Below are 26,938 nucleotides of genomic sequence, written 5' to 3'. Positions count from 1 at the left end.
TAATTCTTTCAAAAATATAACTTGCAGATTATAATAATTATAATTAAAAAGCACCATTGATTTGAAAGGTGGTATTCTTATTGCTGAATCACTCACTAGTTTACTATTTAGGCTCCAAAATATGTATTACCCTTGCTGACATTGTATACGTAATGATTATTACAACTCACATCTACATCACAACTAAATCAGCTACAATTACCGCTCTCTTTCCATTATTACAAGTTATTACAAATCTTATCGCTAACATATCTGCACCACTTATAATGAATTGGCTTCCATCTTATACGTTGCTATATACTCTGCAATGGCTGAAAACAGCTCTTTTGCTATTATTAATGATTTTATTCCCGGTCTTATCCACAAACATTTTAGCTCTATTGACTTTCATTTTTTTCATTTCATTATGTAGTGGGTGGAGTGCTCCATTACTATACAGCATCCTTCCACGCCTAACACCAAAAGAAAAATTGGTAAAAGTAAATAGTATCTTTTCCTTTTCAACACAAATTGCACAAGCGACAGCTTATTCATTTACAAGTATTATAGTTCTTCTCATTGGTGCTACTTCTACACTCATGATTAATAACATTTTGATGATTTTTGGATGTATTGCATTACACTTTTCATTACGTTCCATACATACTGAACGAGTAACAGAGCCTTCCTCTTCAAAAAGCACCGCTTTATTAGAAGGCTGGAAACTATTATTTCATCACCCTTCTTTGCGCACAGTTACACTAATGGACTTAATTGAAACTTTCGCAGGGACAATATGGATCGGTGCTATTACGATGGCTTATGTAACGACTGTTCTACATAAGGGAGAAGAATGGTGGGGATATATTAATACAAGTTATTATGTCGGTACATTAATTGGTGGTCTAATAGCGTGGAGAATGAGTTCATACATTCAAAACAATTTAATACGCTCCATGGGGTTAGGCTCTCTTATGTTTAGCATCCTTACGTTTCTATATGGTGTTACAAGCAACGCATTTATCGCTCTATTTCTTTGCATTCTAATGGGCCCTTGTTATCAAATTAGAGATATTTCTCAAACAACAGTCCTTCAATCAAGTGTCTCTCCTTCGTTATTATCAAAGATGTATACAGCCCATGGTGCACTTCTCTCGACAGCTTCAGGCCTTTCTATGCTTAGCGTTGGAATTATTACTGATATTTTCGGTGTTCGTACTATTTATATCATCGCTTCTTTTCTTATTTTATGTTCTGCTTGTTTGTCTTTTAGCTTATTAAAGCATCAAAAAACGCAAAAGAAGGATATTTCTTTTTAATCTATATAACAAAAAGGACAGGGATTTCCTGTCCTTTTATATGTTCCATTTACGATAAATTCGGAATCTTTCTATGTTTTGTCGCCTGTTCAAAAGCGTATGCTAGTTTAATTAATGTCCCTTCACTAAAAGCAGCACTTGCAAAAGTAATTCCAAAAGGCCTCCCGTTATCCATATATCCCGCAGGCATTGCTATAGATGGATAACCTGCTTTTGCACATATAGTGGATCCTATATAGGATGGGAACAGTATCGCATCAAGATTATATTTTTCCAATGCAAAATCAATACCTTGTTCTTGTGAAAAATATATATCTTCTAATCTTGCGTTTAAATATTCTTGATTCCTTAACGTATTAGGAAAATCTTTTCTTCTTTCTAACTTAGTTTGTCCATATTTCAAAGCTCTTCCTGCTATATTTTCATTAAACTCTATTAATTCCAACATAGAATGTACTGGAGTGGTAGAAGGTAATTTAGAAAGATAGTTATCTAAGCTATGCTTCAGTTCATAAAGCGGAACTCCCCAGCTCCATTCTCTATGAAAAGATGGAATATCAATATCTTCTACTATTGTCGCTCCCTTACTACGTAAAACTTGAATCGTTTCCTTAAACAATTTTTCATCGTATTCTCCAGATTCATAATAATCTTTTGGCGCATTGCTAAATACACCAATCTTCGCCCCCTTTAAACCGTTAGCATCGAGGTAAGGTGTATAATCTTGATATACCATTCCTTCACTTTTATGAGTAGCTACATCCTTCTCATCCACCCCAGTTAGACTCCCTAGTAAAATAGCAGCATCTGTTACCGTTCTAGCAAATGGCCCAGCTGTATCTTGTGAATAAGTGAAAGGAATAATTCCACTACGACTAATTAAGCCAACAGTCGGTTTAATACCTACAACCGAGTTTTGAACAGCTGGGCTCAAAATAGAAGCATCTGTCTCTGTTCCGACGGATAATACAGTAAAGTTAGCGGCAACTGCTATAGCAGACCCTGTACTTGAGCCACCAACGAACATATCATCCTCTCCTGTACCGTAAGGATTAATTGTTTGACCGCCTCTAGCGCTATATCCAGCCCACATTTCAAAAGACATTGCATTTGCTAGTTCTGTCATATTTGTTTTACCTATTATAATTGCTCCTGCTTCTCGAAGTTTTGTAACGAGAAATGCATCTTCACTACTTATATTTTGTTCTAGGGCAATCGTACCAGCACTTGTATGCATCGAGTCATTCGTTTCAATATTATCCTTAAGTAAAACAGGTATACCATGTAATGGACCTCTTACACCTTTTGTCTTTCTTTCATAATCTAACGCTTCTGCAATAAAGATAGCATCTGGATTAATTTCTAAAATTGAATTAATTTTCGGTCCATCTTGGTCATACTTTGCGATTCTATGAAGATAATACATGACTAGTTCTTTTGAAGTTAAATGCCCAGCTTCCATTTCCTTTTGAATATCATGAATTGTTAATTCTTTTTGCAATAATGTATTATACTGTATTTCCATATTCATTCTCCTTTTATAAGCCCTTTTATTGATGACGTGTATATATTATTCTTTTCATTTTCTCCGCTCCTCGCATAAATAACTACAATCCCTTTTAAGGACTTCAACTTACCCGTTAAAAAACCTTTAATTTCCAGAGAAATAAAAAGAGTCTGAAACGAACACATTGTCGCCTCAGACTCTTTTTATTATTTTACGTATACCTCTTCTAGCAAATGTAAAAACTCTCCTTGTTTACCTGCTAATTCAGGGCATTTGTTAATATCAACCCACTCATAACAAAATACTAAACCTTTGTCTTCCTCACCAGCTCTCACTATATGTTCCCACGTATCTTTCACATCTGTTAATAATGAAATATGGAAAAAATGGCGTTTTTGATATTCCTTTTTTTCTTTCACAAAAATAATGTAATCGGAAAGAAAGCGCTCGATACAAAAATGGCGTAGTCCTGACTCTTCTTGTACTTCACGTAAAATTGCTGCCTCTAACGTTTCCCCTTCATCTACTGTCCCACCTGGCACTTGGATACCAGCCTCTCGTATATCACGATGTTTAAAAACGAGTAGTTGCATAACCCCTTCTTTTTCTCTCGTAATATATGCATGTACCTTTTTCTTATATAACATCGTCATCTTAGCCTTCTCCCCTCAATTCATTACTGTGTTACTTCTTCAAGCGTCAGTTGGTTTTCATATAAATATGTAGCTTGCGGATTCCCAACATACCGTACATGCCACGGTTCATAACGATAACCAGTAATCCCTTCTTTCTCTTTCGTATATCGAATAACAAAACCAAACTTATGGGCATTTTCAGAAAGCCACTTTCCTTCTTTCGTCTCCCCAAAAACAGTTTCTAACTGAAACTTAGCTGATTGAGATGTAATATCCATAGCTAGTCCTGTTTGATGTTCACTCGTACCAGGGACTGCACTAGACATCGCTGTCTTTGCTTCGCCATCTTGCCTTTTATACATCGTATTTAATGCTTTTTGTCGATCAAAAGATCTAAATCCAGAGACTGCAAAAAGGAAAATCCGCTCATTATTAGCTTGCTGAAACATTTCTTCAAGTGCCAACGCTGCCTCTTTCCTCATCTTTTTCTTCTCTTGATCACCTTCACTAGAGTAACGTACTTTCGGAATAACTAAATCTGGCGGTCTATACCCATCTGGTAATCGCCTATTTTTATTCACAAGTACAAGCATCGAATTCGGATTACTAATGACCGCGATATCTCCATCCATATTTGCAATCGTTTCTGTTGCTTTTGGAAATATATTATTTACATTTACTTCCCTCGCCTCTTGATCCTTGTACATCTTATAATTTATTCCTGCTACTCCAACAATCAGTATCATCGCTACGATACCAAGTAGTGCCCATCTTTTTTTCATATAACGACCTCTTATTTTAATAATTTGGCCATTTCATACTCATCGACACCTTTTCCATCGATGATAAGAGCAGATTTTTTGACACCTTCTTGTTCAAATCCAATTTTGCTATATAGTGCCTGAGCTCTTGTATTGTGGGCCATTACCGTTAATTCTAAACGCCATACATCATGTAATCTTGCCCACTTCTCTACCTCTTTAAACAAAGTCGTTCCAATACCTCGGCCACTATACTCTTGCAAAATACCAATTACAATGCCTGCCACATGTCTTTTTCTTTGAATATTATTTCCATTAACTAAAATAAACCCTACTATTCTCTTTTCTTCAACTGCTACAAATATTGTCGCATATTCATTTTCAATAAAACGGTGGACCATCTTTTCTTGTTGCTCTACTGTAGTTTTTCTTTCTCCTGGTTCGTATAACATAAATTTCGTTTCTTCGTCTAACTGCTTACTTAATTGTAAAAATGATGCTGCATCTTCTACTCTAATCTCTCGTATCATCTTGATCCCCTACCCATTCTGTTCGTTAAAAATTTTCCTTGTAAAAATATTTTCTCCACTATTCTGAAAATTCCTTTCTAAATTTCTTACTATAAATAGACAAATTTCGATATCAATATAATAATAGGGAATTTTGTCTATAATGTGACACTTCTTTCTATCTATAGATTATGAACAAACAAATAAACGTAAGCTTCTTGCTTACGTTTATCCCGTATTAACGGGTAGCCTGATTGGTAAGGGCTACTAATCAGTAGGATGAGCACTCACCAATTAAATTTTCACTTTATCCATTCACTTTTTCGGCTTGCCAAAAATATTCTCCAAATGCCTTAGCAAGTGCATCTATCGATCGATTTAATTCTTCCTCTGTATTGTCTACGCCACCCACTTCAATTAATATGGCTTGTCCTGATAAGTCCTGATTATAGACTCCATTTCCTGTTTGGAATCCTTTTTGAATTACACCACGGCTCATTCCCGGATATTTCTTACTAATCGTCTCATGTAACGCAGTTGCTAATTGTAAGTTTTTTTCATAGTTTTTGTTACCTTTCCCGATTACAAAAGCAAGCTTCGCATATGATTTATCTCCAATTGTTTTTGTCGTGACATTTTTCCGTGCACTATCACGGTGCAAATCGAAAAAGTATTGGAGTTCTTTATTACCAGCCATTGCTTCTTGTACAATTTCTCGTGACAGTTTATAAGAACTATTACTGTTTAATCCTTTACTTATTAACTTTTGACCAACATCAGTTTTATCGTTAGTAGCACCGATCCCTTCACTTTCTAACTGTTCTCGCAATCGATCGCCAACTATTGAAATATTCGTTACAGAACTCGTTGCTTTATTTGGATTAGGATCATTTGTTAAGTTAAGTAACGGCAAATAAGATTCCCAGCTATGTGAATGATATATAAATGCAACTTGTCTTTTTCCAGTCGTTTGAGATGGTTGTTTCTTCTCTTTATTCGTATCAGGCTTTGGCGCTTGTCCACCTTCTCCAGTCCGTTCTTTCACTACTTCTTCAAGAGGAACACTCGATTCTATCGGTAAGTTGGAGTAATTTGTTCCTTCACCTGCTATAACGATTTCTGTATCATATTTCCCAAATCCCGGAAGTTCTTTCCCGACAAAACTACGTACATCATCAAAACGAATATTTGTAGCCATCGAAAAGAGGAATGAAGAGATAGAAAAGTCTTGATTCAAATTCCGGTACTCCTGTGTAAAATAATGATTTTCTTTCCCAATAACGTACATGTAACCATTCATTGATAACTCATTCAACCAATTATATAAATACGTTGACTTCGTCTCTTTCATGGAAGTTACCATTAAACTAATAAGAAAAAAAGTCGCTAATACCGTAGTAATAACAAATAAAATTAATTTGCGTACACTTGTTAATTTCACGTAAAAAAAGCCTCGATTCATACTATCACCCTCTCTATTTCAAGTTATGTACAAGCTCTAGAGAATAGACCGCTTAAATTCCGGCTATATTGTTAATGAGGTGAAATGAATTGAAGCTATTAATAGGATCATTACCAATCGCTCTATCAATTACTTTTTATTTACTTGCTTTACATCCTAAAATTCGTATTGTGCTCCATATTTCTGCGTACCTAGCATTGTATGTACTTGGGACTATAATTTCTATTACTATATATGATGTTTTAATACAAAATTTAGTTTTCATGACAAGCATTCATGGAATTTTACTAAATCCATTTTTTCTTATATCAGGAGCATATATAGGGATATACACTTTATACTTACTTTTGTCTTACATTATTACAAATATAAAAAATGGAGCGTAATGAAATGCAACCACCGTTCATCTGTCATACATGCAAAAAAAGAATTGCGCGAAAGAAAGATCTTATTACCTCTACACGGTATTTCCGCTTTTATTTATTTCACAACACTTGTTTCAAAAATCAGCAATTATTTGTCTCACGTTTTATTCCTATTAATACACTCTTTGGTTTCTTTCTTATTACATATGGGCTTATTGCTGGCATCATTCTAATGTTCACGGAGCCCTCTATCATTTGGCTTATTTTTTTGCTTCCTATTTTATATCGGTTTCTTTCATATTATTATGTTGAACGTTTTTTCTCTAAATAACGGGTAGACTGACCTCTAGGAATACTTAAACATTCCCAATCATTTTCTTTTAACATTTTACCAATGTAAATGATTTGTCCAATATGTAAAGCATAATGAGCAATTTGCCTTTCGATCGCTTGCATGACAGTGTGTTCTTCTCCGCGAATGTATACTTTCTGCAAAATCTGCTCTGCTGTTAAAGTATCCATCGTTTTAAAGACATACTCCCACCCTTCTTGCCACGCAGCAAGCGCTTCTTGTTTTGAATTGTAGCCACCTTCAAATTCACCATCTCGGTTACGATCTATTTTTTCTCCATCAGACGTTAAAAATTCCGTCCATCTTGAACGCATATTACCATGTAAATGCTTAATAATAATCGCGATACTATTTGTCTCTTCATGGGCACACCACATTATCTGTTCATAAGATAATTGAGAAAGTACACGTTCTCCTTGTTTTTGTGTTGCCTTGAAATTCGAAATGGCACATTGTAAATATTCTCGTCCGATATCCATGTTTACCCCTGCCTTCACACTAACTAATTTTCGTTCCATTTGGCAATTCCATATTAGGCTGAAGCAACACAACATCACCAGCTTCAGGTACTCCCCCTAAAACAAGCACTTCTGATTTAAATCCAGCTACACGTTTTGGCGGGAAATTCACAACAGCAACTACTTGTTGACCGATTAAATCTTCTGGATTGTACCTTTTCGTAATTTGAGCACTTGATTGCTTAACCCCTAACTCTCCAAAATCAATCTCTAACTTAATTGCAGGAACCCTTGCTTCTTTAAATTCCTCCGCCTTTCTTACCGTCCCAATACGCAAATCCAAATTTAAAAAATCTTCAAAACTAGCCATTATATCAATCCTCCCAATTACTACTTAGACAAAATATAAAAATCCCCTTCAAAAAAAAGAAAGGTGCCTAGGCACCTTTCTTTTGTAACTCACTTGATTCATTTGATTTATAGAAGAAGAAACCGAGAACCCCGCCAATACATGCTGGGATTAACCATCCTATTCCTTCTTTATATAATGGTAGCATTTGTAATACGTTAGAAATCGCGTCAATTTTAATGTTCGCACTTTCTAAACCGTTAAAGAAACTAATTAACAAAGCGCCTAAAATAGCTCCAATATAAATTGTATTACGATTTCCAATCCATTTATGGAAATACGAAAGTACAATTAATACAATTGCAACTGGATAAATAATCATTAACACTGGCAAAGTAACTGCAATTAATTGTGTTAAACCTAGGTTAGATACAATTAAACTAAACACACATACCATTGTTACAATCGTTTTATGCGAAAGTTTTGGGAATAAGTTTGTAAAGAAGCCAGCACAAGCTGATGTTAATCCAACAGAAGTTGTTAAACAAGCGAGTATAATAACAAGTCCTAATAAAATTTTACCACTTGTTCCATATAACTCATTTACAACATTCGTTAAAATAAGTCCACCATTCTCTGAGACACCAAGTGATGTACTTGTTGAACCAAGATAAGCAAGTGATAAATAGATTAACGTTAAACCAAGTACAGCAATAATACCTGATACAACTGTTATTTTTGCAATTTGACTACTCTCTTTTATTCCTTTAGAGCGGATAACTTGTACAACGACAATTCCAAATACAAGCGCACTAATTGCATCCATCGTTAAATATCCTTGAATAAATCCACCAAAGAAAGCATTTTCTTTGTATGCCGCTAGCGGCGCAGCTGGTTCTCCAATCGGATCAATAATTGCCTTTCCGACAATTACAGCAACAATCAATACTAACAATGGTGTAAGAAATTTCCCGAACCAATCCACTAACTTAGATGGATTTAATGATAAATACCACGTTATTCCGAAGAAAATTATAGTGAAAATAAATAGCATGTACCACTCTGAAACCAATGCCTCTGATAAAAATGGCTTCATACCCATTTCAAATGAAACGGCTCCCGTGCGCGGAATCGCGAAGAATGGTCCAATCGCTAAATAACTAATCAATGGGAAAATAAACGCAAATATAGGGTGAACTCTAGAAGATAGCGCTTTCAAGTCCCCCTCTACAAACGCGACAGCTGTCACAGCTAATAGGGGTAATCCGACTCCCGTTACAAGGAATCCGATTGTAGCAACCCAAACATTCTCTCCAGCTTGTTGCCCTAAAACTGGTGGGAAAATTAAATTTCCTGCTCCTAAAAATAGTGCAAATAACATTAAACCAATTGCTACCGTATCACCTGGCCTTAAACGTCCCTTCATACTTTTCATTTGCATAGCACTTTTTCATTGTTTATCTCTCTTTTCACAATATGCTATGCATCCTCCTCTCTGCTCAAGATGATAAAATATGCCCCTTACAAAGCAGTGTCTTTCTCCATAATTTCTCCATTCCCCTTATTCTTACTCTAATTATTAATTTTTGATTTTTTCGAAAATTTAACTCATTAGAGTGGTATTGCGTGGAGTATAGTTGTCAGACCTCTTTGTTTTTATCACACATATAGTAACATATTTAGTTGAAAAATAAAAACATATTTTCAAATTGATTTTTTTGAAAATCAAAATTATCTACATTTTTTATTCTTTTACACAAATATTTTTACAATCTCACCTATTACCCTATCGTTATTTTCAAATAATTTTATACACGTAACATAGCAAAAGCCATCCAACATAATTAGATGGCTTTTGCATGTTACTCTATCGTTTCAACTTCACGTGGATTTTTCATCTCTTCCACATACACAACTCTAAATCCATGATCTTCTAAATCTTTCAATAACGTCTCTAATTCACCTTCGTTAAACTCTTCTCCTAATGTAAACATAATTCTACGAACTAATAAGGCATCATTATCAAAAGTCATTAAACTCTGGATACCTGTATACTTTTTTAACACTGTCGATAATTTTTGAATTGCCCCATTATAATCCTGCGTCCCAATCATGACAGAATATTTACTAGAATGAACACCCCAAGCATCTTCTAATAACTCAAAAACCTTTTTATGCGTTAAAATTCCAAGAAAGACTCCTTTTTCATCAACTACTGATAAATAAGGTAATTTTTTTATTGTAAAAAACACTTTAAAGAACGAAGAATCTTCTCTGACATATCCTTCTTTATCGTTTAATAATTGTAATACACTCTCTTCCAGCGAACCTTTATATTCTAAAATATCTACTTTATATATATTCCCTAAATATTTCTCTTTTTTTTCATCTAAAACTGGTACACAACGATAGCCAGTTTTATTTAAATGCTCCAGTGCTTCCCCTATTGTTATTGAACTTAAGCAAAATAAAACTTCCCTTTTCGGCACATAATTCCCTTTAATCCTCATAAACAGCCTCCTTATGTTAAAATACTTTCTGTGCCATAACTATATTATATTTTCAGAAAAAAATAAATGATTTATTTTATTTTTCTGAAAATTGTTCATTTTTCCGTCATAATTTATTCATTAATCATACACTTGTTTAAAGTGAAACTTTAATAAGTGGGGATTTTCCCACCCCACTTATTATTAGCCTTCACCAATCGGGCTTTTACGGGCAGTTGATCTCCCCACCTAACTTCTACGCATTCGCCGCATTTTGAGGTGGAGTCTTACTGCCCGTTAAAGCGGGATAATCACAGTATAGTATATTCTCTCTAACCTACTTCGAGAAAAATATGTTGTAACTTCATCCGAAAAAGGCTAAAATAAGAATAAGAATTTTCTGAATATTCAAAGAGTAGGTGATTGTATGTCCTTATTGCGCTCACAGATATGTAAATTCATGGTCGGTGTTTTGATTATTTTTGTCATTAGTCCTATTCCAGCATTATTCATTACACATAATTACTCTTATTTAACTGGATTTGTAAGCATTTTTCATAATTTTGCACAGCCTTCTTCCATTTCAATTCCAACAATTGATTGGATGCATGAACCTATCCTTTTCTCAGCAAGTCAGCTTATACATGCACAAAATATAATACATACCTCTAATCATTCGTCACCACTGTTCCCCTACATATGGGAAATTTATTTTTTATCGATCGTTCGTTTCACATTCACTCTTGTAATCGGTTTCTTTATAAGTCTAGGAATTGGTCATCTATTTTTAAAAGCACCCAATTCATTAAAAAAGTGCAGTTCTTTATTTCGCTGGATACCATATTCTTTTAGCACTGTGATATTACAATGTTCAGTGCTATTATCACTTCTCTATATCGCGAAATTCATAAATTTTCCTTTCTTCTCCTCTTTTATCATCGTATGTAGCACTTCCATGATTATCGTTATGCAAGCAATTAAAAAATGGCTACCGTTCTTAAATAATACTAATGAATACGAAATAAAAAATTCATCTTTTCTTATTGATACATTATTTATTGCCCTTACTTCCAATCATAAATCTATTTTAAGTTCCATTATTCTTTCATTCGTTTTTATGGAATGTATTTTTCACACAAACGGACTATTACAATTTGTCGTTCAATTTGGCGGAAAAGCACCTATAGTTGTTACAATTGGTTTATTACTACTTTATATTCCATATAGCATCTTATCGTTTCTCCAAGCTTTATGGACAACAAACTACACTAAACAAAATACCTATACTTTAACTAGAAGTATTTCGAAACCATAACATAGAATAACCGTCTACTTAAATTAAATGTAGACGGTTATTCCTATTATATAGAGGACAAAATAACAGCAAATTAAAAAACCACTATTAAAACCTACCATTATTTACCCATTTTCTTTGACTAATCTTTTCATTTAGATTTATTATAAAAGTATAACATAATTGCAGGAGGTGACATCTTTATTCCAAACTTTGGAATAGAGAACACACTTGGACATATTAAATATTTTTCTCATCTTTATACTTATCCTTATTTCTGGCTTTTTCGTTGCATCAGAATTCGCTGTTGTAAAAGTACGAAAAAGTCGAATCGATCAACTTGCCAATGAAGGTAATAAGCAAGCATTAGCTGCAAGAAGCGTCCTATCTAACTTAGATGTTTATTTATCCGCTTGTCAGCTCGGGATTACTATCACTTCTTTAGGGCTTGGTTGGCTTGGTGAACCAACTGTAGAACATTTATTACGACCACTATTTGAAAGAATCAATATTACTGGAACAATGGCTAACACGCTATCCTTTATTATTGCTTTTAGTGTGATTACTTTTTTCCATGTTGTATTAGGAGAGTTAGTTCCTAAATCTTTCGCAATCCAAAAAGCAGAGGCAATCACATTAAAATTTGCAAAACCACTTATTTTATTTGATAAAATTATGTATCCGTTCATTTGGCTTCTCAATAGTGCAGCTATATTTTTTACAAAATTACTCGGTTTAGAGCCTGCGAAAGAAAATGAACTTGCTCATTCTGAAGAAGAATTACGACTCATTTTAGGTGAAAGTTATAAAAGCGGTGAAATTAATCAAACCGAGTATAAATATGTTAATAATATTTTTGAATTCGATGATCGTGTTGCGAAAGAAATTATGGTACCTAGAACTGAAATGGTTTGTTTATCTACTGAAAATACGTTAGAAGAAAATATGAAAATCGTTGCAACTGAAAAGTATACACGTTATCCTATTATTGAAAAGGATAAAGATGATATTATCGGAATGATAAATACGAAAGAGATTTTCCATAATCAAACAAAAGGCATTTACAAACCACTTGATGCCTACATACATCCTGTTTTAACTGTATTTGAAACAGTTCCCATTCGTAAAACGTTAATACACCTCCAAAAGAACCGCGTACAAATGGCGATTGTTATGGATGAATACGGTGGAACTGCTGGCCTTTTAACGATGGAGGATATTCTTGAAGAAATTATCGGAGAAATTCAAGATGAATTTGACGCAGACGAATCACCAATGATTGAAAAGCGTACTCCTAAGCTTACTGTTTTAGATGGGAAAGTACTCATTTCTGAAGTAAATGATATGTTTGGCCTACATATCGATGAAAGTGATTTAGATACAATTGGTGGTTGGCTTCTCTCTCAATCAATTGATTTAAATATTGAGGCTGGCTATTCAGTTGAATATGATGGTTTTCAATTTAAAGCATTAGAACTTGATGGGCATCAAATTAAAAAGATTGCTGTACATAAATTAGATACTACAAAGGAGTTATAAAGTGACTGTTTTATTAACAATTTGTATCATTGCTTGTTTCATTGTTTCATTTCTTGCCTTTATATACCCCATTATCCCTGGCATCCTTGCCGTATGGGCTGGCTATTTCATTTATCATTTTGGAATAAACGGCGGAGAGTTAACGACATCTTTTTGGATTATTCAAGTCATTTTTACACTCTTCATTTTCGTTGCTGACTTTATTGCAAATGGATACTTCCTAAAAAAATACGGAAGTACAAAATCGGGCGAACGTGTTGGTATGGTTTCTATCATTGTCGGATCGTTCTTCTTCCCACCATTCGGGCTTATTATCATACCGTTCCTATCTGTATTTATTACGGAACTAATGCATAAAAAGGCGCCAAAAGACGCCCTATTAGTCGGAATTGCAACCGTAGTCGGTTTTTTAAGTAGTACAGTAGCCAAAGCCATTCTCCAAATCATTATGATTATCATCTTTGTATGCTATATCATTTTTTAGCCATCCCTATTTTGGGATGGTTTTTTAATATGAAATACCTACTCGGCTTTTCTCGTATAAGCTTTTATTACGTAAACTCCATGTAAAATGAGCTGTATCACCAACTGTGATTTTCGATCCATCTGTTGGCAACATATCTTTTTCAGTTCGATATAAACCAGTTTCATCACCATTTATTAAATGCGTTGGACAAACAACAATCCAGCAAAGTTTACTATTTTCCAGCGCTTCATAGGCAGCTAAATGATCTTCCGCTGCTGTTGTTGTTTTTCTTTTCGATTCATTTGATTGGAAACGATATATACTTGGATTTGTTCGTGCTTGTAAAATGCCAGCAGTTCCTATTGTAACTATCTTCTTTATGCCCTCTTTTTCCATACATTTTATAATAATTGGTAAACTCTTTGCTAACGTTCCATTCCCATCTGTTCCAAGAGTACTAATTACAAAATCGCACCCTTTCACTGCTTCCGTTATATCATTTTCATTTAATACATTTCCCTCTATAATATGTAACCTTTCATGCTCTATTTCCACTTTACTCAAATCACGAACTAATACTGTCACTTCATATGAATCATGTAATGCTAACTTCAAAATGTGTGAACCTACTCTACCTGTCGCTCCTAATATACATACTTTCATATACTATCCCCCTCTTCCATTCTATCTCTCTATTTTTCCGCAAAACTTACAAATATACAACAAAAAAGCTTCCCCATATATGTGAGGAAGCTCTATTATCCATTTATCCTGCTATTTGCGGGATAATATTCAGTGGGGGATGGACAAAACCTCCACTGATTAAATAAAGTTTCACTTTATTTCTTTTCTTTTGAATCAGAAGACTTTTCTGTTCCACTTGTTTCTTTATCTTTCTTTTCATCTTGCTGCGAAGTTGTGTCATCCTCTTTCTTTTTATCCTCACCTTTACTACAACCTACCATTAATAAAGAACTTGCAAGTGCCATAGCAGTTAATGACTTAACCCATTTGTTCATTTGCGTTTCCTCCCTTTGATAGAATATGTACAATCCCATATTACTCTTTATTTTTAAAGGAAAGATTTAAAAATAGTAAAGATATAGTAAATTTTTGTAAATATTCCGATAACAAACCCACTCTTTAATCTTCACCCTCTAATTGAACATAAAAAAACTAAGGCGCCTTTCATTCCGCCTTAGCTTTTCACGCGAATTTTTCATTTTCATATACATGTTTAATCTTATATTCCTTCTTCACAACATATTGCCAAACATTATATGCATAACGGTTCATTTTCACAAAACAATTTTCAAGAAAAGAACGAAATTCCGGGTTCGCAACTTCTACTGCCACTTGAGCAAACTTTAATGCTAATCGTTTCAAATGTGTAATATAACAAATAGCAATCCCAATATCCCCTGTATACTCATTATCTGTTTCCCTATCCATATCAGGAAATTCCGGACACATTTGTTTACAAGTTATATGTTGTATATTTTCTCCTTCTTGAAAATTCACTTGTTCATTATATGCTTGTAACATATACGGCAAATGATGCTGCAAAATACCCTTTAATTCTTCATCTCGAACCTTGCTCGTGTATTCTCCAACTTTATATATAAGTGTGTAACTATATGTCATCAATTCTTTCATACAATCCATTAAAGCGCCTCCCTTCCTATTTCATCTCTATACTATAAATATGATGCGATAACATTTGATATTCTTGCTAGAAACCAATCCCATCTACTAATTTTTTCAAAATCTTCTTCAGAAAATCGTTTTGATTTATGAAAGTCTTCTTTTAGTCGACTCCAGACGTCAGCAACGACTGTCTTATCATATATGAAACAGTTAGATTCGTTATTTAAGTAAAAACTTCTATTATCAAAATTTGCTGTACCAATATCAACCATTTCCTCGTCAATGATTGTTACTTTCCCATGAAAAAATCCATTTCGATATTGATAAATCTCCGCTCCAGCATCTAACATGTCTTTCAAATAAGGATAGGCAGCCTGTTTTAACAATACGGCATCACTTTTAAATGGGACGAGGATTTTTACACGGACACCACGATTTAATGCATCTTTCAGCCCCTTCACCATTTCTTTACTCGGTACAAAATATGGTGTAGCGATAATTAAAGAATGTTTTGCCTTCTTTAAAAACGCTCCATACTCCTTCCATAAACCTTTTCCATTCGAAAATACGTATTGATATTTTACATTTCCTTTTACAGGTAACTCTTGATGTATAGGAAACTTTTCTCCCGTATCTTCTTGCCAATCTTCCGCAAACTTCCTTTCCATATCAGTAGCTCCATTCCCTTCGATGCGTACATGATAATCACGCCACGGACCAAATTTAGGATCCTGTCCAAGATATTCCTTTCCGATATTGAAGCCACCGATGTACGAAACTTTCCCGTCTATTGTAACAATGCGTCTATGATTACGTTGATGCAAAGAATAAAATAAGTTTTTTAATTTAGGTTTTTTACTAAATGTAAACTTCACGCCTTTTTCTTTTAATTGATTAATTATCTTTTTCTTAAGCTTATATCCGCCGATACGGTCTACTGACAATTTCACATCTACTCCGCTAGATGCTTTTTTCTCTAATAACTGTAAGAATTTTTGGCTTACTTCATCTTTTCCTACAATATAAAAATGAATATACACATTCTTTTCTGCACGATTTACATCCTCAAATAAACTTTTATATAACTCATCACCGTTCGTATATAATTGAAAATCCCCTAATCGAATTTGTTCTAATTCATATCCACTAGCCATTTTCTTCCCCATTTCCACATCGATGTTCATCCATATGAATACACCTATAAAACAAAGTATTACAATTAAAAAGTGCTTCATGGATATGTTCCTTTCTCTAAATACTGTTATTCCTATATCTTTCCTTTTTTTTAACATTACCATTCAAAAAATATGTCATTGCATGATATACGTCCATATCAAACAGGAGCTCATTTGCATATTCTATGTTGTATCTTAAAATAAAAGGAGGAAATAACAATGGGCTTCGCACATGGTAATGGATTTGCGCTACTAGTCGTATTATTTATCCTCTTAATTATCGTAGGTGCTGCTTGCTTCTGCTAAGCAGTTATTGTAATACGATATGCGGATGGAAAAACTATAAAAGCGGACACCTATTTTTAGGTGTCCGCTTTTCATTTCAAAAATCCCCTAGCCTATTCCAATACTAGTACCACCGGGAAAGTATGTTTCATCAAAAAGTTAACAGTGTAGCTACCTTCTTACTCTCTGCCTTACGAATATGGCGTTGCTCTGCACGTAACACAGCAATTCGATGCAATTCTTTCTCCTCTTCTGTCTCAGGGATAACACGCGGTACAGGAACTGGATTATTCTCCTTACTAAGCGCAACAAAAGTAACGAATGAAGTTGCCGCTACACGTTTTTTACCTGAAATTAAATCTTCCGCTACTACTTTCACAAAAATCTCCATAGAAGTTCTTCCCGTCCAAATTACGAAAGATTCATAACTAACACAATCTGAAGAACGAACTGGGTGTAAGAAATCTACCCAATCCATAGACGCTGTGACACATTCCATTCTCGAGTGTCTCGTTGCTGAAATTGAAGCAACCATATCCATCTCCGCCAATATCTTTCCACCAAATAGCGTGTTATGATCATTTAAATCTGTTGGAAATACTCGGCTCGTTTTAAACACTCTTGATTCATTAGCTGTTTTACCCTTTACTTCAGTCATTGTTATCACCCCTTTAATTATTTATCCCTAATATCCCAATATACACTACATCTCATGAACTACACGTTTAATATTAACAATTTTTAGAACTTTTAGTCCATAAAAAAGAACCGATTTTATCAATCGGCTCCTCTAAATACATATTGTTCTTTCGGCTGTTCAACTTTATTCCATTTCGTTACCTCTAAAACAGGAATATTTGCATGGAACGGCTGATAAAATTCAGTTGAAATTTCTCCCTCTACCTGAATCCAATCATCATTTTTCCACTCTACACCTTCTGGTTTTTTAACTAACATACCATATACACCCGAATCCGCAACACAATGTATAATACCGAAACGGAATAAGAAATATTGTTCCTTTTTAGAAGAATCATCTCGGAAAACAAATCCTTTATAAGACAGGGTTTTACCAGTAAATTCACCAGGATAATTATAAATTGTCTCCATACCCTTTAAGAAATCTTCATCTTTTAAAGTGATATTATCTTTCGTAACAAACTCTTTCTTCCCTTTTTCCATTACACCACGATATCCTTCTTTCCCGTAATAAATACTCGTATCCGGTCTTAAAAATTGTCTTGTCATAAATGGATCTTTACTTTCCGCTTGGGCAACAGGGAAATGAAAACCTTTCGCTTTAACAATGTCCGAATCTAATGTTGCAATCGGGAAAAACAAACCTGAAATGATTGGAAAACAGAACAATGAATACGAAAATACTTTTTTCCACCATGTATTCTCATCTTTCGAATGATCATGACCGCAATGGCTATGATCACAACTACAATCACGTTTCTCTTTTTCCTTTTGGTGCTCTTTTTGGAAAACGATAATAATTTGTACAATCGTTAAGAAACCTAAAATAATAGCTGCAGTTTTTGATAAATAGGCGTACTTCATATTTATATACTTCGTAATGTTACCGGAAATATGAAGCTGTCCAATTAATATTGTAAAACCTAATAATATATATGCTCGAAACATAACCTACCACCCCATCGCATAAATGAGTAGTGAGCTTGCATATACAACAAGTGTAACTGTAACCGTCACGACAATTACAAATTTTGTTTTAAATGTTGCAAGCATCATAAACATATTTTTAATATCCACCATCGGTCCATAAACGAGGAACGCGACAAGTGACGCTGTTGAAAATGTACTTTGGAACGAAGAAGCAATAAATGCATCTGCCTCTGAACAAAGTGATAAAATAAAAGCAAGTCCCATCATTACAGCTGATGAAGAAAACGGACCTTGTCCAATAGCAAGCAATGTTGAAGTTTGTACAAACGTTTGAACTGCAGCAGCAATTAACGCTCCTAACACTAAATATTTCCCCATTGAGAAAAATTCCTCAACAGCATGTGTACATACATCCCACATTTTTGTACGTAATGGACGCTTATGATTCACTTCTGGGAAGTGATCATCTCTTAATTGATGTTCTTTAAACATAAATGATAATATAATTCCAACAATAATTGCTACGATAATCGCTACAATAGAACGATACCATACCATGTGCATACTACTTCCAAAAGCAACATATGTTGCAAATAGTACAACTGGATTAATAATCGGTCCAGTTAACATAAATGCAATCCCTGCGTATGGTGGAACGCCTTTTCCGATTAATCGTCTTACAATCGGAACAATTCCACATTCACATCCAGGAAACATCATGCCTAAAAAAGTAGCTAATAAAACAGACAGAAATCGGTTCTTCGGCATCCATTTTGCCACCATATCTTCTGTCACAAACATTTGAATGAATCCTGAAATAAATACACCAATTAGCACAAACGGAAGTGCTTCGATTAATATTGAGATAAAGATTGTATTCATTTGCAGGAATGCTTTCGGTAATTGAAACAATTCCATGATGTATTTCCTCCAACTTTTCTTTAACAATATGTAATTTTAACCCCATTTTATTATTTGAACAAGGGTTATACAGAATTCACAACCTTCATACACATTACATTTTACAATATATATTCTGTTCCAAAATTGAGATTTCATAGCAAAAAAAGCTGATCTAGCGCAGTTTTATAACTATGCTAGATCAGCTTTCCTATCATTAAAAGTAACGTTTCTTCCAAAAAACAAATGCTAAAGTGAAAGATAATGTTACACATATAATAAGTACAATTACAAAACCATGTGCTTCCCCTTCAAACGGGACCTTTACATTCATTCCAAAGAAACTAGAAACCATCGTTGGTAATGATAAAATGATTGTAATTGAAGTCAACAGTTTCATAACACTATTTAAATTATTTGATATAACCGAACTAAATGTATTCATCATTCCACTTAAAATGTGACTATATATTTCCGCCATTTCAATAGCCTGCTTATTCTCAATTAATACATCTTCTAGTAAATCTTGATCATCTTCATACATTTTCAAAAATGTACTGTTTCGCATTAATTTTTGAATTACAATCTTATTGGCCTTTAATGATGTTGTAAAGTAAACTAAACTTTTTTCTAGACCTAGCAATGTGAAAATTTCTTTATTTTTCATCGACTTATTTAATTGGTGCTCTAAATCGATTGTTTTTCGATTAATTTGCTTTAAGTATCTTAAATAATAAGTAGAAATTGTATATAAGAGCTGAAGTGCGAAGCGCGTCTTTTTAAACGTATAAAATTCTTTAATACGTTGATTAATAAATCGTTCAAAAATTGGATTTTCTTCTAAGCAAATAGTAACAAAACAATCTGGCATTACAATCATACCTATTGGAATCGTGTCATAAATTGAATTTCCTTCTTCATCATGTCTGACTGTCGGAATATCCACGATAATTAAAGTATTATTGTCTTCTTTTTCAATACGAGAGCGTTCTTCATCATCCAAAGGGTCTTTAATGAAATCTAAGTCTACATTTAAAGTTTGTACTAGATACTGAATTTCTTCTTCTGTTGGATGAAGTACATTAATCCAGCAGCCCTTTTGCATTTCCTCAATCTCTTGTAGTTTTCCGTTTCGGTCTGTTAAATAAATATTTAACATACTATCACCCCGATTCTTTTTACATGTAGGAATCTACCTCACTTAAACAACAGTTTTTGAACCGCTATTTTCAGCATATGGAACAAACGATTAAATTTCAATAGAAAAATTATTTTGAAAACGTTTTTTTAAGAAAAATCTTGTAAACATAGAAAAAGACAGAGTATTCTCTGCCTTTAAAAAAGCTTATGTTGCCTTTATAACATATTTAGAAAGCATCCACAAGTTAAAGCCGACTGAAATCGTATAGCCAGCATATGTTGAAATAATAAAACTCACATAATCAAAATACGGTAGCAATACAATATTTAAAACTATCTTTACAATTATTCCGATTACTAATCCTAGCACTGTTTTCTGCTGTTGATTGATTCCTTGTAGCATTGCAGCCGTTACTGTGAAGAGTGAAAATAGTATACAAGCAGGAGCATAGTACTGTAAAATGATTCTCCCCATCTCCGGATCATTTCCGGCACCAAATAAAAGAGTATATACTGGCTTAGCTAATACCATCATCCCAATTGCGGCTGGTACCGTAATCCCTACTACTAATACATTCGTCCTCGTAAAATGTTTGTACAACAATTTTGTATTTCCTGCTGTATAAGCTTTCGTCATCTCCGGTACAAGAGACATACTAAAAGCGGTCGCAACGGAAACTGGAATGAGTACAACCATCTGAACAAGACCAATTATCGCATTAATCTTTTCAGCTTCTCCTTGCATATATCCTATTTGTATAAGTAGTTTATTAATTGTAAATGTATCAATTGTCTGATACAACGGAATTGCTAAACCAACCACAACAAACGGTATTGAATATGTAAAGAGCTCCCTATATAACGAGAAAAAAGATTTCGTTGTTTGTTGTATACTTGCCATCTCTTTTTTCTTTAAGTGCCTTCTCCTTTTTACATAATACGCACTTAAAACCGTTAATCCACCTATAGCTCCCATAAATGCACCAAACGTTGAAATACCGACCGCTAGCGAAATAGACTCTTTTAAAACATATAAAACAACAAAACTTCCTATTAAAATGGTTAAGACCCGAAAAAATTGCTCAACAACTACACTTAGTGCAGAAGGCCCCATCGATTGAAATCCTTGAAAGAAGCCCCTTAACAAACTCATTACTGGTACAAGTATTAGCGCAAAACTTACAATTTGAATGTTATTTGCGACCGCCGTTATACTATTCCCGGTTTGATCATTACCATCAATTACAAGTTTAGCTAAATGTGGAGCTAATATATATAGTGTAAAACATGAAATAACTCCCATTATAAACATAAAAACGATACCACTCTTTAATACTCTTTTAACCGTATGATAATCATTCAATTGATCATATTTTGATACCATTTTTGAAACGGCAAGTGGCAATCCCATCGTCGCAATACTAAGCATAATTGTATAAGGACGGTATGCATACGTATATAATACGTACCCACTCGTACCTACCATTGCTGTAAATGGGATAACATATATGAACCCTAACATCTTAGATATCATCGTTGCCATCGTTAAAAATATCGTTCCACGTAAAAACGGTGATCCTTTCATCACATTCCCCCGCTACGCTTTATTATTACACATTATGGACAACTCCTTTTTTTTAGAACCGAAACAAATAAAAAAGCCAATGAAAAATCATTGACTTTAACGCGCTGCTTTTTTCTTTTTTAAATACTTTAAACCAAAGTATAGAGCAACAAAGAGAACAGCTCCTATAATTATGTAATGTGTGTAATCAGATGCATACTCTTTAATATGTCGCCAATTTCCACCAAGCTTTTCACCTAAGTATATAAATAGTATTGACCATGGAATAATCGCTACAACTGTATACAGTGTGAAAAGTTTTAATGGCATCTTAGCTAGTCCTGCCGGAATAGAGATTGCATGACGTACAATTGGGATAAAACGTGCCGAAAATATTACTCCAGCTCCGTAACGCTTAAACCAATTTTCTGCTATGTCTAAATGGTGTTTATTAATAAGTAGATATTTTCCATATTTCTCTACAACTGGACGTCCTCCATAGTATCCAAGCCAATATAAAAAGATTTGAGCTAAAGTACCACCGATTGTTCCAGCAATAACTGCACCGACAAAGCTAATTTTACCATCTGCGACTAAAAAGCCAGCATACGAAAGTACAATTTCACTCGGGATAATTTCAATCATTAAAGCTAGCGCTACTCCAAAGTAACCTAGGCTTGCAAAAAATTGCAATAACTGATCTATTATGCTTGCTAACATTTTATTTTCTATCTCCTTTTTTCTTCACATACCATCCCATTATTACATAAAGGTTGCATTCTGCCAATATCTTCATTTTAACAATATGTACAATTCTAGCAGTATTAATCTATTATTTTTTCTTTCTGCGGGTCTTTCATGTAGGCAAACATTTCTTTAATTTGCTCTCCTGTATTTCTAGCAATTGATAAATCCGGTAATTCATCTTCACCAAAAAACTCTATTTCTTCTGTTTCAATACTAACTTTCTTTTCCCCACCAACAATATTACAGCCAATAAAAATCTTATATACATGCGTTGCTGAAGGTGATGGTTGATGTTTTTCTTTATCAAATATAGCGAGTAGCTTAAAATCATCTACTTCATAACCCGTCTCCTCTAAAACTTCTTTTGCTGCTACTTCTGTTGGCGTATAACCAACATCAGCCCATCCACCTGGCAATGCCCATTTCCTATCACTTTTTTCTTTCACAAATAATAGTTTTTCATTTTGAAAAATAACTGCCCGTATATCAACTTTAGGTGTTTGATAGCCTGTCTCACTTGCAAATAACTTCTCTACAACTTCCCAATCTGTCTTTGTGTAATGTGACATCATCGAAATGGAAATATCCCGTAATTGTTGGAAACGCTCTATATCATACACATCCTTAGAATACGTTAAACCCGCTTGAGCTATAGATTGTATTTGTTTTACCCAATCAATCCACTTGACCGTCATGTTTCCACATCTCCATTCTTTATTAAATAAATATTACGTCAATTCAATTGATACATCTTTATTATACAAAAAAAGAGATTGATAATGTTTCAATCTCTTTCAAAATTAATCTAATTCATGTAAGTGGTCTTGTATATACTTCCTTCTTTTATTTATATATTCATCAATCATATCAGCTTCTTGATCAAATGTTTCTAATTTTTCTTTCATATATGGATCTTGTAGTAAATATGGACGAATCGATTCACACAAACCTTCTACTTTCGGCATCATAAACGAAACGGTAAATTGTTCTTCTAATATTTCTTCCAAAATACTTCGATATTGTTTTCTAAAAACAGGTATATCTAACAATCTTGCACTTAACGTATTATACCCTTGAATCCGAATGTACTCATGATTAAGTGGTCTCCCTTGTACATCCCGCCCCCAAGTCGCATCGTAATCCCACGGTATCACTTCAAATAAATTTGTTTCATCATTATGATACAGTGCATAGTTATGAACAAAACCATCAAAGTTTTGAGTCAAAATAACTCCCGCTAACCAACGTAAATATTTATCAACATTAAGGTATTTTCCAATCCCTTTTTCATAATCATCCCTCGATAATGTATTTGCTTGAAAAACGAATTCACTAAGTTGCTCTTCACTATTTTCATTCGAACATTTAAATTCATACCCTGCAAAAAGCTCAGTTTTAACATCTTTATCTCTCTCGCTCATTAGAGAAAAATTTGCGTCATCATCTATCGCATAATAAATAGAACCACTCGGCAACCCTCTACTTTTTAAAAAGTTTTCATCAACCGATTCTAACTGTAAATATACACCTTGGGTTTGACCATTTATTTTTATAAACACATGCTGTGACTTCGGTGAAAGTACCCCAATATCATTAAAAAAGTCTAATGATAATTTGTTACGAATAAGGGATGGATCCATAAATTCAGAGTTTAAATGAAATTCCTTCACACCTAGAAATTTTTTCGGTTTATAAAACTGAACATGATATGACTTTTTCTCAAACTCACGAATATGAGCACCCCGATAAACGATATCAATATCATACTTCTTTTTTCCATATGTTAACTTTGCTGGCACTGGACTATCTGACCAAATGTCTTTTTTCATTTCCACTAAGTACATTGGATGAATAAAAAATTCATATGAAGGTAGCATATATTCTCATCCCTTCTCTATTCTCTTCATTCAATGTATGCGCCTTGTCTTGTCCATACATCCGCTATCATCTATTTATATAAAATTACACTCTTGTCTTGTTCAGAAAGAAACCTAATCTCATATCATGTTAAGGAAAAAGAATACTTGTTCAATTTAATACACGATAAGGAGGATTTCTATGAAACGTGACATTAGAAAAGCTGTTGAAGAAATCAAAAGTGCTGGGATGGAGGATTTCTTACACCAAGATCCAAGTACTTTTGATTGCGATGATGATCATCATAAATGTACAACAGGGTGTAAATGTACAACAGGGCGTAAATGTACAACAGGGCGTAAATGTACAACAGGGCGTAAATGTACAACAGGGCGTAAATGTACAAGAACAAGATGTACTCGCGTGAAACATTGTACTTTCGTTACAAAATGTACTCATGTAAAAAAATGGACTTTTGTTACAAAATGTACTCGTGTACGCGTTCAAAAATGGACTTTCGTTACAAAGGTTACTCGCAGAAAAGAATGCGTTATAGTTACAAAACGTACTCGCGTGAAAAAATGTACTTTCGTTACAAAATGCGTTCGCTTTGAAAAGAAATGTTTCTGGACAAAACGATGTTTCTGTAAAAAATGTGTATTTTTCCCTCATAGCCATCATGGTTCTTGTGATGATTCGTGGGATCATGGTAAGGACTGTCATGATGATGGGCACAAATGGGACGATTGCAAAGATAGCAGACACAAGTCTTCTTCTTGCAAGAATAAAAAATTCGATCACTTCTGGTATAAAAAACGTAATTGCTAGTTTTTTATGCCCACCAAAAAAAGGTCGCTTTGCGACCTTTTTTACGTTTACTGAAAATGACTTATATCTGCAAATTGTTTTACTTTACCAAGATCTTCATCAAATTCAATCACACTAAGACTCGCGCTATGCATAAATGGCTCTCCCCATACATGTTCAATTTCAAGACCTGCAAAATGTCCTACAAGTAGTTTCGCTGCTGCAGCATGAGTAACTATTAAAATATTTTCTCCTTTATGTTTTTCTAAAAGAAAGTGTATCCCTTCAATTACTCTTTTATGAACGGCCGTAAAGTTTTCCCCTGATGTTGATTGAAAAAGATGTGGTTCATTCCAAAATAAATGTACTTCTTCTGGATATTGCATTTCCAAATCAGCAATTGTTTGCCCTTCCCATATCCCCATATTTATTTCATAGAAACGTTCATCTTCTATAATTGGAATATCGCGTTCCCCTTTAATCAATTCAGCAGTATGAAGCGTTCTTTCGCTTGGACTACTATATATGGCATGGAGTGGTAAATCCTTCATACGCTCCCCTAATTGTTTCGCTTGTATCATACCATTCTCTGTTAATGCTGAATTTTTCCGTCCTTGCATCCGCCCTGCTACATTCCATTCTGTCTCACCGTGCCTTGTTACATATACCGTTGTCTTCATTTCCCATGCCCCCTTACCATTTTGGCCGTGATTCCCACGGCTCTACTCTCCCGACAATCCATTCATCGTATTTACTTTCAATCCCCTTTATTACTCCATCTGATATCTCTTCATGTGTAAGCCATCTTCCATATGTATCTTCTATAATAAAACCTAATATAATTCTATGATAACGACATAATCTACCACCTATTTTTTGTGACTTCGTACGCGATGCACTACTACCTAATATATGAAATAAACTGTACTTTTCCGATGACAATTCAACCTCATTACAAATGAGTCGCAATGCATGCTTAGCACTCGAATGTACCCATGCAACAACTAATGTAATTGGACCATTCTGTTCAATTGTATTTGTAATAGATCGCTTTAGATCATCGTCATTATGATAATCTAAAGGAAGACATGTGATATTTTCTGGTGTAATACTCGCTTGCTTAACATTTTCTAATTTCACTTCATCTCGTCCAATAACAGACACACGAAATCCTTGATCACAAAGACACCCAGAAACTTTCTTTAACATTCCTGTTCCACCAATTACAAGTGCATGCAACTTCTTCCCCCCTTAGTAAAATGTCATATGAGGTTTCTCTTCCCTATAATAATTAAGTCGGTCTTGCAGTGTCCCTGAATGAAACTCAAATTTATGGCCATCTGGATCTTGAAAATATATAGATTCACAATCTCTCACATCTCGTTCTCTGCCCTTTAAAATATGAACTTCATTTTCTTCTAATCGCTTTAACAAACAATTAAAATCTTCTTGTTCTACAGTGAATGAAATGTGCGTATAAGATTGATGAATCTCATTTCTTGGAATATGTACCTCTTCATTAAGTGCTACCCACACTCCGCATATATTAAAATATGCAAGCTTTCTTCCTTTAACCAATAATTCTCCTTCTAGTATCTTTTCGTAAAACACAATAGATTTTTCTAAATCTGAAACCGAAAAACAGAGATGATTGATTCCCCTTAACAACTATAGCTCCCCCTTATACAAATAAAAGATGAGCG

The 26,938-nt window shown here is 34.2% G+C and carries 32 protein-coding genes; 8 read left to right on the top strand and 24 right to left on the bottom strand.

Going from position 1 to position 26,938, the window contains the following annotated elements:
• Positions 1-80: 80 nt before the first annotated feature.
• Positions 81-1,298, top strand: coding sequence for an MFS transporter (locus BAU23_RS07520; protein WP_071733960.1), 1,218 nt, complete (start codon positions 81-83; stop codon positions 1,296-1,298).
• 49 nt (positions 1,299-1,347) lie between these two features.
• On the opposite strand, the gene BAU23_RS07515 is transcribed toward BAU23_RS07520, so the two are convergent.
• The 5 genes from BAU23_RS07515 to spoIIP form a co-directional block, all read right to left on the bottom strand.
• The gene (locus tag BAU23_RS07515) at positions 1,348-2,823 is read right to left on the bottom strand and encodes an amidase family protein (protein ID WP_071733958.1); all 1,476 of its coding nucleotides are present in this window, start codon (positions 2,821-2,823) and stop codon (positions 1,348-1,350) included.
• A gap of 188 nt (positions 2,824-3,011) precedes the next feature.
• Positions 3,012-3,458, bottom strand: coding sequence for an NUDIX hydrolase (locus BAU23_RS07510; RefSeq protein ID WP_000178290.1), 447 nt, complete (start codon positions 3,456-3,458; stop codon positions 3,012-3,014).
• A 23-nt stretch (positions 3,459-3,481) separates the two neighbouring features.
• Positions 3,482-4,222: a M15 family metallopeptidase gene (locus BAU23_RS07505; RefSeq protein ID WP_000747652.1), complete on the bottom strand. Its 741-nt coding sequence runs from the start codon at positions 4,220-4,222 to the stop codon at positions 3,482-3,484.
• Between the two features lie 11 nt (positions 4,223-4,233).
• The gene (locus BAU23_RS07500; protein ID WP_016129234.1) at positions 4,234-4,731 is read right to left on the bottom strand and encodes a GNAT family N-acetyltransferase; all 498 of its coding nucleotides are present in this window, start codon (positions 4,729-4,731) and stop codon (positions 4,234-4,236) included.
• 286 nt (positions 4,732-5,017) lie between these two features.
• Positions 5,018-6,172 carry a stage II sporulation protein SpoIIP gene (gene spoIIP, locus BAU23_RS07490; protein ID WP_001079312.1) on the bottom strand — a complete coding sequence of 385 codons (1,155 nt, stop codon included), beginning with the start codon at positions 6,170-6,172 and terminating at the stop codon, positions 5,018-5,020.
• Positions 6,173-6,261: 89 nt separating this feature from the next.
• Here spoIIP and BAU23_RS07485 point away from each other — a divergent pair, with 89 nt between their 5' ends.
• The gene (locus tag BAU23_RS07485; protein WP_000770740.1) at positions 6,262-6,558 is read left to right on the top strand and encodes a hypothetical protein; all 297 of its coding nucleotides are present in this window, start codon (positions 6,262-6,264) and stop codon (positions 6,556-6,558) included.
• Positions 6,559-6,562: 4 nt separating this feature from the next.
• Positions 6,563-6,868: a hypothetical protein gene (locus tag BAU23_RS30500; RefSeq protein ID WP_002100073.1), complete on the top strand. Its 306-nt coding sequence runs from the start codon at positions 6,563-6,565 to the stop codon at positions 6,866-6,868.
• Here BAU23_RS30500 and BAU23_RS07475 read toward each other — a convergent pair.
• From BAU23_RS07475 to cbpA, 4 genes are all read right to left on the bottom strand, one after another.
• On the bottom strand, positions 6,841-7,407 hold the full coding sequence (locus tag BAU23_RS07475) for a DUF1572 domain-containing protein (RefSeq protein ID WP_000440094.1): 567 nt from the start codon (positions 7,405-7,407) through the stop codon (positions 6,841-6,843). The two genes, BAU23_RS30500 and BAU23_RS07475, sit on opposite strands and share 28 nt — an antisense overlap.
• Entirely contained in the window at positions 7,388-7,717 is a 330-nt protein-coding gene (gene csaA, locus BAU23_RS07470) for a chaperone CsaA (RefSeq protein ID WP_000135732.1), read from the bottom strand. The genes BAU23_RS07475 and csaA overlap by 20 nt, the downstream gene beginning before the upstream one ends.
• Before the next feature lie 67 nt (positions 7,718-7,784).
• A complete protein-coding gene (brnQ4, locus tag BAU23_RS07465; protein ID WP_406910831.1) occupies positions 7,785-9,122 on the bottom strand; it encodes a branched-chain amino acid transport system II carrier protein BrnQ4 in 1,338 nt (445 codons plus the stop codon).
• 436 nt (positions 9,123-9,558) lie between these two features.
• Positions 9,559-10,206 carry a cyclic di-AMP binding protein CbpA gene (cbpA, locus tag BAU23_RS07460; RefSeq protein WP_001220501.1) on the bottom strand — a complete coding sequence of 216 codons (648 nt, stop codon included), beginning with the start codon at positions 10,204-10,206 and terminating at the stop codon, positions 9,559-9,561.
• 406 nt (positions 10,207-10,612) lie between these two features.
• Between cbpA and BAU23_RS07455 the strand changes: the two genes are divergently transcribed.
• From BAU23_RS07455 to BAU23_RS07445, 3 genes are all read left to right on the top strand, one after another.
• Positions 10,613-11,500 (top strand): hypothetical protein, encoded by an 888-nt coding sequence (locus BAU23_RS07455; protein ID WP_071733956.1) that lies wholly within the window; start codon positions 10,613-10,615, stop codon positions 11,498-11,500.
• Between the two features lie 210 nt (positions 11,501-11,710).
• The gene (locus BAU23_RS07450; RefSeq protein WP_000353724.1) at positions 11,711-13,018 is read left to right on the top strand and encodes a hemolysin family protein; all 1,308 of its coding nucleotides are present in this window, start codon (positions 11,711-11,713) and stop codon (positions 13,016-13,018) included.
• A gap of 1 nt (position 13,019) precedes the next feature.
• A complete protein-coding gene (locus tag BAU23_RS07445) occupies positions 13,020-13,502 on the top strand; it encodes a DUF456 domain-containing protein (protein WP_000217328.1) in 483 nt (160 codons plus the stop codon).
• A gap of 24 nt (positions 13,503-13,526) precedes the next feature.
• On the opposite strand, the gene BAU23_RS07440 is transcribed toward BAU23_RS07445, so the two are convergent.
• The 4 genes from BAU23_RS07440 to cls all read right to left on the bottom strand — a co-directional run bounded on the left by BAU23_RS07440 (position 13,527) and on the right by cls (position 16,366).
• A complete protein-coding gene (locus BAU23_RS07440) occupies positions 13,527-14,147 on the bottom strand; it encodes an NAD(P)-dependent oxidoreductase (RefSeq protein WP_071733954.1) in 621 nt (206 codons plus the stop codon).
• A 176-nt stretch (positions 14,148-14,323) separates the two neighbouring features.
• On the bottom strand, positions 14,324-14,503 hold the full coding sequence (locus BAU23_RS07430; protein ID WP_001045959.1) for a hypothetical protein: 180 nt from the start codon (positions 14,501-14,503) through the stop codon (positions 14,324-14,326).
• A gap of 187 nt (positions 14,504-14,690) precedes the next feature.
• Positions 14,691-15,149 carry a spore coat protein gene (locus tag BAU23_RS07425; RefSeq protein WP_000340564.1) on the bottom strand — a complete coding sequence of 153 codons (459 nt, stop codon included), beginning with the start codon at positions 15,147-15,149 and terminating at the stop codon, positions 14,691-14,693.
• 32 nt (positions 15,150-15,181) lie between these two features.
• Positions 15,182-16,366: a cardiolipin synthase gene (cls, locus tag BAU23_RS07420; RefSeq protein ID WP_016129229.1), complete on the bottom strand. Its 1,185-nt coding sequence runs from the start codon at positions 16,364-16,366 to the stop codon at positions 15,182-15,184.
• Positions 16,367-16,525: 159 nt separating this feature from the next.
• On the opposite strand from cls, the gene BAU23_RS07415 reads away from it, so the two are divergent.
• Positions 16,526-16,612, top strand: a complete 87-nt coding sequence (locus BAU23_RS07415) for a YjcZ family sporulation protein (RefSeq protein WP_000505094.1) — start codon at positions 16,526-16,528, stop codon at positions 16,610-16,612.
• A gap of 130 nt (positions 16,613-16,742) precedes the next feature.
• Here the strand turns inward: BAU23_RS07415 and BAU23_RS07410 are convergent, their stop codons facing one another.
• The 8 genes from BAU23_RS07410 to cotH all read right to left on the bottom strand — a co-directional run bounded on the left by BAU23_RS07410 (position 16,743) and on the right by cotH (position 24,448).
• On the bottom strand, positions 16,743-17,249 hold the full coding sequence (locus BAU23_RS07410; protein ID WP_002012448.1) for an acyl-CoA thioesterase: 507 nt from the start codon (positions 17,247-17,249) through the stop codon (positions 16,743-16,745).
• 119 nt (positions 17,250-17,368) lie between these two features.
• Positions 17,369-18,238 (bottom strand): TIGR03943 family putative permease subunit, encoded by an 870-nt coding sequence (locus BAU23_RS07405; RefSeq protein WP_071733952.1) that lies wholly within the window; start codon positions 18,236-18,238, stop codon positions 17,369-17,371.
• A gap of 3 nt (positions 18,239-18,241) precedes the next feature.
• A complete protein-coding gene (locus tag BAU23_RS07400; RefSeq protein ID WP_000418719.1) occupies positions 18,242-19,138 on the bottom strand; it encodes a permease in 897 nt (298 codons plus the stop codon).
• A 199-nt stretch (positions 19,139-19,337) separates the two neighbouring features.
• Positions 19,338-20,279 (bottom strand): magnesium transporter CorA family protein, encoded by a 942-nt coding sequence (locus BAU23_RS07395; RefSeq protein ID WP_000932386.1) that lies wholly within the window; start codon positions 20,277-20,279, stop codon positions 19,338-19,340.
• A 186-nt stretch (positions 20,280-20,465) separates the two neighbouring features.
• The gene (locus BAU23_RS07390) at positions 20,466-21,845 is read right to left on the bottom strand and encodes a putative polysaccharide biosynthesis protein (RefSeq protein ID WP_000678852.1); all 1,380 of its coding nucleotides are present in this window, start codon (positions 21,843-21,845) and stop codon (positions 20,466-20,468) included.
• 96 nt (positions 21,846-21,941) lie between these two features.
• Entirely contained in the window at positions 21,942-22,544 is a 603-nt protein-coding gene (gene uptA / locus BAU23_RS07385) for an undecaprenyl phosphate transporter UptA (protein ID WP_000881204.1), read from the bottom strand.
• 104 nt (positions 22,545-22,648) lie between these two features.
• On the bottom strand, positions 22,649-23,266 hold the full coding sequence (locus BAU23_RS07380; RefSeq protein WP_071733950.1) for an NUDIX hydrolase: 618 nt from the start codon (positions 23,264-23,266) through the stop codon (positions 22,649-22,651).
• Between the two features lie 105 nt (positions 23,267-23,371).
• On the bottom strand, positions 23,372-24,448 hold the full coding sequence (cotH, locus tag BAU23_RS07375; protein WP_071733948.1) for a spore coat protein CotH: 1,077 nt from the start codon (positions 24,446-24,448) through the stop codon (positions 23,372-23,374).
• 181 nt (positions 24,449-24,629) lie between these two features.
• Here cotH and exsB point away from each other — a divergent pair, with 181 nt between their 5' ends.
• A complete protein-coding gene (gene exsB / locus BAU23_RS07370; protein WP_071733946.1) occupies positions 24,630-25,256 on the top strand; it encodes an exosporium protein ExsB in 627 nt (208 codons plus the stop codon).
• Between the two features lie 47 nt (positions 25,257-25,303).
• Here exsB and BAU23_RS07365 read toward each other — a convergent pair whose 3' ends face one another.
• The 3 genes from BAU23_RS07365 to fosB are packed head-to-tail and all read right to left on the bottom strand — an operon-like array spanning position 25,304 to position 26,903.
• Complete coding sequence (locus BAU23_RS07365; RefSeq protein ID WP_016129227.1) at positions 25,304-25,915, bottom strand: phosphoserine phosphatase 1; 612 nt, start codon at positions 25,913-25,915, stop codon at positions 25,304-25,306.
• A 13-nt stretch (positions 25,916-25,928) separates the two neighbouring features.
• Positions 25,929-26,474, bottom strand: a complete 546-nt coding sequence (locus BAU23_RS07360; RefSeq protein ID WP_071733944.1) for a short-chain dehydrogenase — start codon at positions 26,472-26,474, stop codon at positions 25,929-25,931.
• Positions 26,475-26,486: 12 nt separating this feature from the next.
• Positions 26,487-26,903, bottom strand: coding sequence for a FosBx1 family fosfomycin resistance bacillithiol transferase (fosB, locus tag BAU23_RS07355; protein ID WP_000943777.1), 417 nt, complete (start codon positions 26,901-26,903; stop codon positions 26,487-26,489).
• Between the last annotated feature and the right edge of the window lie 35 nt (positions 26,904-26,938).

The sequence above is a fragment of the Bacillus nitratireducens genome (assembly GCF_001884135.1).
GTDB lineage: Bacteria > Bacillota > Bacilli > Bacillales > Bacillaceae_G > Bacillus_A > Bacillus_A nitratireducens.
This window is presented reverse-complemented; position numbering and strand designations above follow the sequence as displayed.

Coding starts and splice junctions, on each gene's coding strand:
- uptA (WP_000881204.1), bottom strand. CDS start 22,544: ATGTTAGCAAGCATAATAGATCAGTTATTGCAATTTTTTGCAAGCCTA.
- cbpA (WP_001220501.1), bottom strand. CDS start 10,206: ATGAGGATTAAAGGGAATTATGTGCCGAAAAGGGAAGTTTTATTTTGC.
- BAU23_RS07510 (WP_000178290.1), bottom strand. CDS start 3,458: ATGACGATGTTATATAAGAAAAAGGTACATGCATATATTACGAGAGAA.
- BAU23_RS07430 (WP_001045959.1), bottom strand. CDS start 14,503: ATGAACAAATGGGTTAAGTCATTAACTGCTATGGCACTTGCAAGTTCT.
- spoIIP (WP_001079312.1), bottom strand. CDS start 6,172: ATGAATCGAGGCTTTTTTTACGTGAAATTAACAAGTGTACGCAAATTA.
- BAU23_RS07475 (WP_000440094.1), bottom strand. CDS start 7,407: ATGGAACGAAAATTAGTTAGTGTGAAGGCAGGGGTAAACATGGATATC.
- BAU23_RS07410 (WP_002012448.1), bottom strand. CDS start 17,249: ATGACTGAAGTAAAGGGTAAAACAGCTAATGAATCAAGAGTGTTTAAA.
- BAU23_RS07415 (WP_000505094.1), top strand. CDS start 16,526: ATGGGCTTCGCACATGGTAATGGATTTGCGCTACTAGTCGTATTATTT.
- BAU23_RS07515 (WP_071733958.1), bottom strand. CDS start 2,823: ATGGAAATACAGTATAATACATTATTGCAAAAAGAATTAACAATTCAT.
- csaA (WP_000135732.1), bottom strand. CDS start 7,717: ATGGCTAGTTTTGAAGATTTTTTAAATTTGGATTTGCGTATTGGGACG.
- brnQ4 (WP_406910831.1), bottom strand. CDS start 9,122: ATGAAGGGACGTTTAAGGCCAGGTGATACGGTAGCAATTGGTTTAATG.
- BAU23_RS30500 (WP_002100073.1), top strand. CDS start 6,563: ATGCAACCACCGTTCATCTGTCATACATGCAAAAAAAGAATTGCGCGA.
- BAU23_RS07390 (WP_000678852.1), bottom strand. CDS start 21,845: ATGAAAGGATCACCGTTTTTACGTGGAACGATATTTTTAACGATGGCA.
- BAU23_RS07440 (WP_071733954.1), bottom strand. CDS start 14,147: ATGAAAGTATGTATATTAGGAGCGACAGGTAGAGTAGGTTCACACATT.
- cls (WP_016129229.1), bottom strand. CDS start 16,366: ATGAAGCACTTTTTAATTGTAATACTTTGTTTTATAGGTGTATTCATA.
- exsB (WP_071733946.1), top strand. CDS start 24,630: ATGAAACGTGACATTAGAAAAGCTGTTGAAGAAATCAAAAGTGCTGGG.
- BAU23_RS07395 (WP_000932386.1), bottom strand. CDS start 20,279: ATGTTAAATATTTATTTAACAGACCGAAACGGAAAACTACAAGAGATT.
- cotH (WP_071733948.1), bottom strand. CDS start 24,448: ATGCTACCTTCATATGAATTTTTTATTCATCCAATGTACTTAGTGGAA.
- BAU23_RS07455 (WP_071733956.1), top strand. CDS start 10,613: ATGTCCTTATTGCGCTCACAGATATGTAAATTCATGGTCGGTGTTTTG.
- BAU23_RS07365 (WP_016129227.1), bottom strand. CDS start 25,915: ATGAAGACAACGGTATATGTAACAAGGCACGGTGAGACAGAATGGAAT.
- BAU23_RS07380 (WP_071733950.1), bottom strand. CDS start 23,266: ATGACGGTCAAGTGGATTGATTGGGTAAAACAAATACAATCTATAGCT.
- BAU23_RS07500 (WP_016129234.1), bottom strand. CDS start 4,731: ATGATACGAGAGATTAGAGTAGAAGATGCAGCATCATTTTTACAATTA.
- BAU23_RS07405 (WP_071733952.1), bottom strand. CDS start 18,238: ATGTTTCGAGCATATATATTATTAGGTTTTACAATATTAATTGGACAG.
- BAU23_RS07505 (WP_000747652.1), bottom strand. CDS start 4,222: ATGAAAAAAAGATGGGCACTACTTGGTATCGTAGCGATGATACTGATT.
- BAU23_RS07400 (WP_000418719.1), bottom strand. CDS start 19,138: ATGGAATTGTTTCAATTACCGAAAGCATTCCTGCAAATGAATACAATC.
- BAU23_RS07425 (WP_000340564.1), bottom strand. CDS start 15,149: ATGGATTGTATGAAAGAATTGATGACATATAGTTACACACTTATATAT.